Source organism: Micromonospora mangrovicola, from assembly GCF_047200535.1.
Lineage (GTDB): Bacteria > Actinomycetota > Actinomycetes > Mycobacteriales > Micromonosporaceae > Micromonospora.
In genome coordinates, this window is record NZ_JBJZOG010000178.1 from 1 (window position 1) to 7,165 (window position 7,165).

General features: G+C 64.3%; 6 protein-coding genes and 1 pseudogene. 3 read left to right on the plus strand and 4 right to left on the minus strand.

The window, feature by feature from the left end; genetic code table 11:
• Positions 1-148: 148 nt before the first annotated feature.
• Positions 149-604, plus strand: a complete 456-nt coding sequence (locus ACL02O_RS33195) for a peptidase inhibitor family I36 protein (protein WP_412822138.1) — start codon at positions 149-151, stop codon at positions 602-604.
• 31 nt (positions 605-635) lie between these two features.
• Here the strand turns inward: ACL02O_RS33195 and ACL02O_RS33200 are convergent, their stop codons facing one another.
• On the minus strand, positions 636-1,517 hold the full coding sequence (locus ACL02O_RS33200) for a transposase (protein WP_412822139.1): 882 nt from the start codon (positions 1,515-1,517) through the stop codon (positions 636-638).
• 252 nt (positions 1,518-1,769) lie between these two features.
• On the opposite strand from ACL02O_RS33200, the gene ACL02O_RS33205 reads away from it, so the two are divergent.
• The gene (locus tag ACL02O_RS33205) at positions 1,770-2,135 is read left to right on the plus strand and encodes a putative periplasmic lipoprotein (protein WP_412822140.1); all 366 of its coding nucleotides are present in this window, start codon (positions 1,770-1,772) and stop codon (positions 2,133-2,135) included.
• A 209-nt stretch (positions 2,136-2,344) separates the two neighbouring features.
• Positions 2,345-2,503: pseudogene (locus ACL02O_RS33210) on the plus strand (pentapeptide repeat-containing protein); the annotation flags it as partial.
• 41 nt (positions 2,504-2,544) lie between these two features.
• On the opposite strand, the gene ACL02O_RS33215 reads toward ACL02O_RS33210, so the two are convergent.
• From ACL02O_RS33215 to ACL02O_RS33225, 3 genes are all read right to left on the minus strand, one after another.
• On the minus strand, positions 2,545-2,880 hold the full coding sequence (locus ACL02O_RS33215; protein ID WP_412822141.1) for an integrase core domain-containing protein: 336 nt from the start codon (positions 2,878-2,880) through the stop codon (positions 2,545-2,547).
• A 119-nt stretch (positions 2,881-2,999) separates the two neighbouring features.
• Positions 3,000-3,344 (minus strand): hypothetical protein, encoded by a 345-nt coding sequence (locus tag ACL02O_RS33220; RefSeq protein ID WP_412822142.1) that lies wholly within the window; start codon positions 3,342-3,344, stop codon positions 3,000-3,002.
• 43 nt (positions 3,345-3,387) lie between these two features.
• Positions 3,388-7,165: golvesin C-terminal-like domain-containing protein (locus ACL02O_RS33225; RefSeq protein ID WP_412822143.1), on the minus strand; the 3,778-nt coding region annotated here is incomplete at its 5' end.

Below are 7,165 nucleotides of genomic sequence, written 5' to 3' on the forward strand. Positions count from 1 at the left end.
GGGCACGCGTCTGACTGCTTTCAACCGACGCGCTTGATCAGTCCGCGACCGCCACTGTCGGCTAACTGTCCAAGCATCCATAGGATGCTATACCCCGTACGACATGGAGGGAGACCAAGAGCATTCATCATTGTGTTAGCCTCCTGCCATGATCCGCCGGTCGACAGCGGCGCAAGTCACGGGAGGAAGTAGCTACATGAGGGTAAAGCGGGCCTTCGCTTTGATCTTGGCAGCAGCCACACTGACCGTGGGCGGCTTGACGACCACGGCCACCCCCGCAGCAGCAGCAGCTCCTTGCAACGCTGCAACACTGTGCCTCTGGGAAAAGGCGAACTTCGTCCAGCTGTCTTTGACCTCCAAAAGCACCGCGATATGCGTCAGCCTCACCTACGATTCGATTGGCTCCCACTTCGTGGACGGCATCGGCTCCTACGCAAACAACCTGCCGGTAAAGGTGGACGTGTACGGCGTGGAGGACCTGAGCACCCGCCACCTCGTCTATCAGGGCACAATCAGTCCGGGCCGCTTTAGTAGCAGCGTTTCCAACACCACCTTCGGCAGGCAAGGCATGGCGTGCATGGGTGGGGCAAGCCCATACGTGTAGGTCTCGTGCCATCCTGATGCTCCTATGGAGGTCAAGTGGTCAGGGCGGTGAAGTCGGCGCGTAGGGCGGTGTAGACGTCGCGGACGATGTAGCGCTTGAGGCAGCGGAGGATCTCTTGCTTGCTGAGGCCTTCGGTGATGCGCCGGTGGACGTAAGCCTGTGTTCGCTGGTCGTAGCGCATGCGGCATAGCGCGATGGTGTGCAGGGCGTGGTTGGCGCCGCGGTCGCCTCCTCGGTGGAGGCGGTGGCGGAGTACCCGTCCGGAGCTGGCGGGGATGGGTGCTGCTCCGCAGAGGTGGGCGAGGGCGGCTTCGGAGTGCAGCCGGTCGGGGTTGTCGCCGGCGGTGGTGAGCAGTTGGGCGGCGACGTCGGGGCCGACGCCGAACAAGGCGGTGGTGTGGGGTGCCGCTTTCTCGACGATGGGTGCCAGGTGCCGGTCGAGGGCGGTGATCTCCTCGGTTAGGGCGGTGACCCGGCGGGCGAGCCCGACCAGGGCTGCGGCGGTGGCGTGCTCCGGCTCGTGAAGTCTGGCCGGGTCGTAGGTCAGCGCAGCGCACCGGCTGACCAGCACGGCGGCGCTGACTCTGGTCAGGTGGGCTCGCAGGGTCTCGGGGGCGGCGGCGACCAGGCCGCGCATCTGGTTCAGGGCAGCGGTGCGGGCCTTGACCGCTCCTCGGCGGGCGACCCTCAGGGCGCGGATCGCCTCAACCGGTCCGGTGCGGGTCTTCGGCGTGCCCATCGCGGTGCCGGCGAGGGTGGCCCGGGCGGCGGCGATGGCGTCGATCGGGTCGGACTTGCCCTGTGCGCGGCGGCCGCGGCGGTCTGGCCGGTCCACCTCCACGACGGCGATTCTCCTGCTGGTCAGATAGCGGGCCAGGCCGGCGCCGTAGCTTCCGGCGCCCTCCACACCCACGGCCGTTACCCTACAGATCGGTATCAGGACCTGGGTGACACTCCGCCGAGTGCTGGTGGAGATCGAGCGTGACGACACGGCGGTATCCCGTCGTCCACGGTCCGCCGGCCGAGTTCCGTTGAACGGGAAAGTTCTGCGGCATACGCTCTCCCACGTCCTCACAGACGGGATTTCTCCGTGACGCAAGCGAGTTCAGCCGGCCCCGGGGCTGCCGCTCGGACGCCTGGCCAATGGCGTTTCCCAGCGGGTCCGGTGCTGTGGACTGCCGTCCTGCTTGCTTTGCTGGTCGCAGCTATCTCGATCCACCTGTTGGTGGTGTCGCAGCAGGAGACGACGGAGGAAAATATCCGTGGTCCCGCCGTCGTCAAGGGGTGCGACGTCCGTGGGTCCGAGGTTGTTGTAACCGCCGAGGTCTTCAACGACAAGGAGCACCCGGTGACCCATTTAATGGTCTACTGGGCGGAGGATGCTTCCGGCGTTCGGCTGACCAAGCTCGGCGAGCCGCTCGTGTCGATTCCCCTTCAGCCCGGCCAACGTGCCACCGTGAGCGGTACCGCCGAGCTCTCGGAGGCCGTGGATGAGGCGAAGGTTGCAGGCTGCCAGGTGTCCGTTCGCTAACCACAATCGCACGCTCTCCCATGCTTGGTGGAGCATCCATCCGGAGACCGTCTAGCCGGACGTGTCACCCACGTCCCGAGACTGATCTGTCACGCAGGCCCTGAGACGCGACATGGCCGGCAGCCAGCTGTTCGACGCGGGTGGATGCCTCGCACGTGAGTGCGTAAAGCCGGTGGTTCGGCACCGGGCGACCACGCTACGGTGCGCGGATGAACGTCCTGCCCGGCGCGACGAGGCAATCTTTCGCCGGCCGCGATCTTCGGCATCGCACCCTTGATGGGCGCTACTTCAAGTTGTGTGACTTCCGCAGCGCTAACCTCCGTGGGGCCTCCCTTCGCGGTGCCAGCTTCGCTGGCTGCGATCTGCGGGATGCCGACCTTGCAGTTGCCGAAAACCTTGTCCGCGCAGGTCACGCAGCATGCTCGTACTCGTGGAGGATGCCGCCGAGGCGGTCGCGTCGTCGTATGTCGAGGCGGGTGATTTTGTCTGGATCGGCAATCGGTGCGGGCAAGGGGTGTAGCGGGCGGGCGTTCGCGATGCCCTGGTGAGGCCGGTGCCCGTTGTAGAACTGTTCGAACTCGCGCAGCGCGTGGAGCAGGTGCCGCTGGTTCCAGATCAAGGTCCGATCCAACAGTTCGTGGCGGCAGGTCTGTACCCACCGTTCCATGATCGAGTTCATGCGTGGCATCTGGACGCCGCTGAGTACGACGTCGATGCCCGCGTCGGCGAGGACGGCGTCGAACAAGCGCGTTCGTCAGTTGGGCCGCGCGCCAGCCGCCACGCGCACGATATCGACGCGAGAGATCAATGAAAGAACTGCGGCCCGCCGGAGAAGGGCGGGCCGCAATCCCTATTCGCTATTCACTATACGGATGCATCGTCTATACGATCCGCGTTTCGCCTGAGACGTTCAGCAACATCGTTCCAGTCAGGACCGAATGCAATCAGGTCAGCTGCGGCAATCCGCATCAACTCTGTGTCGTCGGGGCGCTGAAGGCACGCCAGCCGAAAGGCGAGGTTTCGCGCCCACGGCGGAAGCGCCATCCAGTCCTCTTCAAGCATTGTGCGCAACATCTCGACGATGTCGTCCGCCGAAGAGAATGTCAATTCCTCAACAAACTCTCGCTCGAACTCCCCGTCCCCCGCCTCCCCGCGTTCGGCCGCAGTAGGGGCCACCATGCGTCGAGCTAAGGAAAGCAGTTCATTCACTTAACACACCTCCGTTCTGTCACCCGCGCGCTTCGCCGTCCACTTATGGATTGACCCAGTACGTGGAAACACTAACCGTGTCGGCACCGATCTGCATCGAGTTGTAACTGATCGACTGTCCACCCACATCGATAGTACGCTCCAACGGCCCGGTCCTGGTGAAGCCGGCCTGCGGGAGAGACCCGCCGGAACTCCGGTATTGTTCGATGTCTTTGATAATCGCTTCCTCGACCTGGTCGGGCGTCAAGCCGGTCGTCCTCAGATCGCCACCGGTACGGTGCGGCCGATTGAATCCGTGTCCGGTATTGATCTTATAGGTTGTACCGTTGTAGGTAGCTTCGCGTTTGTGGTTGCGATGGTTGATACCAAGGTCGTCCAAAGGTCGGAAGACCGGTGCTGCGGATTCGACCGCCTCACCCAGCTTCCGCACCGCGGCAGCTGCCCGAAGCGCCGGGCCAAGGACACCTCCGACACCCTCGGTGACGGACGCGGCCGCGACTGCAAGCGTCCCGTCCATCGCCGTCTGGCTGGCCCCGTACCCGCACTCGTACCAGTCTCCGTTGATGCAACTGCTGGCAACGGAGCACAGCCCGGTCAGCGCACACCCGGCTCCGACCACCATGTCTCCACCAGCTTGGTCAGCCCAGTAGTCGGCCTCTTTCGCCGTCGCTTCGACTGCACCAGCGGGATCGGACACGAAGCTCTTTATGCCCTCCCACTTATCGCTGAGGTAAGCCCCCGAGCCCGCCTGCCAGCCGTCTACAAAATCACCGACGGCACCCCAGAAGCTGTGGCCGTCGATTTCCACGTTGGAAATCGGGTTACCGCCACCGAAGGCGTAGCGACTACGGGTCCATGGGTTGAGGCCGAGGTTCATGTCGGCGAGGGCGCCGTTGTAGCTGTCGCGCGACAGGAATCGGTTCAGGCCGGGGCTGTAGTCGCGGAATCCCATGTCGTAGGACTGGGAGTTGGCGTCCCAGCGTTTGGCGTTGAATCGGTAGGCGTTGTAGGGCTCCTTGGTGGGGTCGGCCGCGTCGGGTTTGTCGATGCCGGTGAACTGGGCGTCGTCGTTGTTGCCGTAGGCGGTGTATCCGTAGGTGGCCTTGGTGTCGCCGGTGTCGTCGGTCAGTTGCTCGACGTCGGTGTGCGGGTCGTATCCGTAGTAGGCGTTGTCCTCGGTGCCGTCGCTGTTGTGGGTGACCTGAGAGAGCCGCTGGCCCCACGGTGAGTACTGGTACGACTTGGTGAGCTTGCCGGCGACTTCCTCGTCCAGCACGTCGCTTGAAAGGCCGAGGTAGTTGAAGGTGGTGGTCTTTTCCTTCGCGCCGCCGGCGTCGGTGGTCTTGGTGGCGGTCCGGTCCAGCGGGTCGTACGTGTACTTCGTCGTCGACGTGCTCGTGCCGTTGTTCTTGCGGTTTTCGATGACGTGGTCGAAGCCGTCGTAGACGTTCCGCTCGAGGACCGTGCCCGCGGCGGTCACCGTGTCCAGCCGCCCGAACGGGTCGTAGTTGTACGAGGAGGTCGCGCCTCCCGCGCTGGCGGTGAGGAGCCGGTTGCGGTCGTAGTTGAACGTCGTCGTGGTGCCCTTGATGGTCTGTTCGATGACGTTGTTGTTGGCGTCGTGGATGTAGCTCTCGATGCCTGCGCCGTCGCCGGTCTTGGTCAGGGTGGCGAGGCGGTCGCGGGGGTCGTAGGTGTAGTCGCTGGTGGTGTTGAGGTACGCCGTGTGGTTGTCGGCGTTCATCTTCTTGGCGACGTCGCGGGTGCGGTTGCCGTTGAGGTCGTAGGTGTAGGTGTGGTCCGACACCAGCGTCCCGTTGGGCTTCTTCTCCGTCTGGGTGTTGAGTAGGCCGTCGAGGTAGTAGGTGTAGTCGACGGTGTTGCCGTTGCCCTTGGTTTCCTTCAGCTTCTCGCCGCGGTCGGTGTAGGTGAAGGTGGTGGTCTTGCTGTCCGGGTCGGTGGCGGACTTGCCGTTGATCACCTGCGACACGAGGTCGCGGGGGTTGTAGGTGTAGCTGGCGTATTGCTTGTCGTGGGTGGTGGTCAGGGGTGCGCTGTTCTCGTTGTAGGTGAACGAGGTGGTGTTGGTGACGGTCCCGGACTTGCTCTCGGTGACGGTCTGGACTTGGTTGAGGTCGGTGTAGTCGACCGTGTAGCTGTCTACGCGGGTGCCGGGTGAGGCGTCGGTGATGGTGGTGAGGTTGCCGTTGGGGTCGTAGCGGTAGTTGTAGTCGTGCTTCTCGTTGTCGGTGTCGCCGGTGTTGTCGCGGACGAGTTTGATCGCGTCGGCCGTGACGGTTCCGGTGGCCTGGTCGGACAGGGACACCTTGTGGGTGTTGGCTTCGGTGAAGCTGTAGGAGCCGAGGCTGACCCAGGTGCCGGTGTTGGTGGTCTGGTCGACCGTCTTGATCGTGTCGCCGCCGCCGTGGCTGATCGTGTACTTGGCGTCGGCGGCTGCGCCGGTGACCTGCGGGTAGCGGGCGAACACCTCGTAGGTGCCGGATTGCGGCACGTTCAGCTGCCAGGTGAAGGTGTTCGTGCCGGTGCCCGCGGGCCGGGTGGCGTAGTTGGTGCCGTAGGTGCCGGTGGCCGTGTTGGCTGTGGTCCAGGTGCCGGTGGTGGTGGTGTTGTTGAAGTCGGAGTTGTCGACCAGGACGACCTGCTTGCCGACCGGGACGCCGTCGTCCGAGCGGCCCTTGAGTTTGCCGTCGGGGAAGTAGGACCAGGTCATGGTCCGGTTCGACGATCCGCCGGCCGAGGTGACCGTTCGGGTGGTTTGGGCACCCAGGTCGTTGTAGTCGTACGTGGTGACGATGTCCCACGGATCCGACGACGACTTCGTCCACCCGTTGTCGTAGTAGGTGTAGGTGGTGTCGTTGCGCACCGACTCGCCCGAGGACGGCGGCGCGGACATGGTGGTCAGGCGGCCGAGGGCGTCGTAGGTGTAGGTGGTGACGTCCGCGGTGGTGTAGCGGGTGTCGTCCTTGTCGTACGCGGTGCGGGTCTCCTTGACCCGGTTGAGCTTGTCGTAGACGGTGACGGTGGCGAAGTCGTCCGGGTCGTCGGTGGTCGCGACGCCCCGGGGGCTGATCGCCTTCGTCTGGTTGCCGACCTGGTCGTACTCGTACTGGGTGGTGCGGTAGGTGATGGTGCCGTTGTCGTTCTTGTGCGGCACCTTGACCTGAGTCGGCTTGCCGAGGGGGTTGAGGGTGACCTCGGTGGTGTTGCCGAGCTGGTCGGTGGTCGCGGTGACCAGACCGTCGCGGTCGTAGGTGCTGGTGGTGAACTTGCCGAGCGCGTCAGTGGACTTGGTGACCCGGTGCGCCCAGTCGTACTCCAGCGTGCTGGTGTAGTCGCCGGTCTCGCTGGTGGCGTTCTTGCGTGGGTCGACCACGGTCTTGACGTTGCCGACGTTGTCGTACTCGTAGGTGATTTTCTGGTTCTGGGCGTTGGTGACGCTGACCAGTTGGTAGGTCGCGTTGTAGGCGTTGGTGGTGGTGTAGTCCCCGACCGTGCTGGTCAGGTTGCCCTTCGGTTCGGTGGTGGTCAGCAGGTTGCCGACCTTGTCGTAGGTGAAGGACGTCTTGCGTTCCGGGTCACCTGCCACGTCCACCGGTGCCGTGACATCGGCCGTCTGGTCGGCCTCGTCGTAGGAGGCGGTCGAGACAGCTCCGTTGGGCGCGTACGCCTCGTAGGCGTTGTCGTTGGCGTCGTACTTCGGGGCGGGGGTGGTGATCCACCGGTTGGCGGCCTGGTCGACGGCTACCTTGTTTTCCAGCGGCCGGCCGAAGGTGTCGTAGGTCTGGGTGGTGTCGTGGTTG

Bases quoted from the DNA above. Each gene is read 5' to 3' on its own strand.
- ACL02O_RS33195 (WP_412822138.1), top strand. From the start codon at position 149: ATGATCCGCCGGTCGACAGCGGCGCAAGTCACGGGAGGAAGTAGCTAC.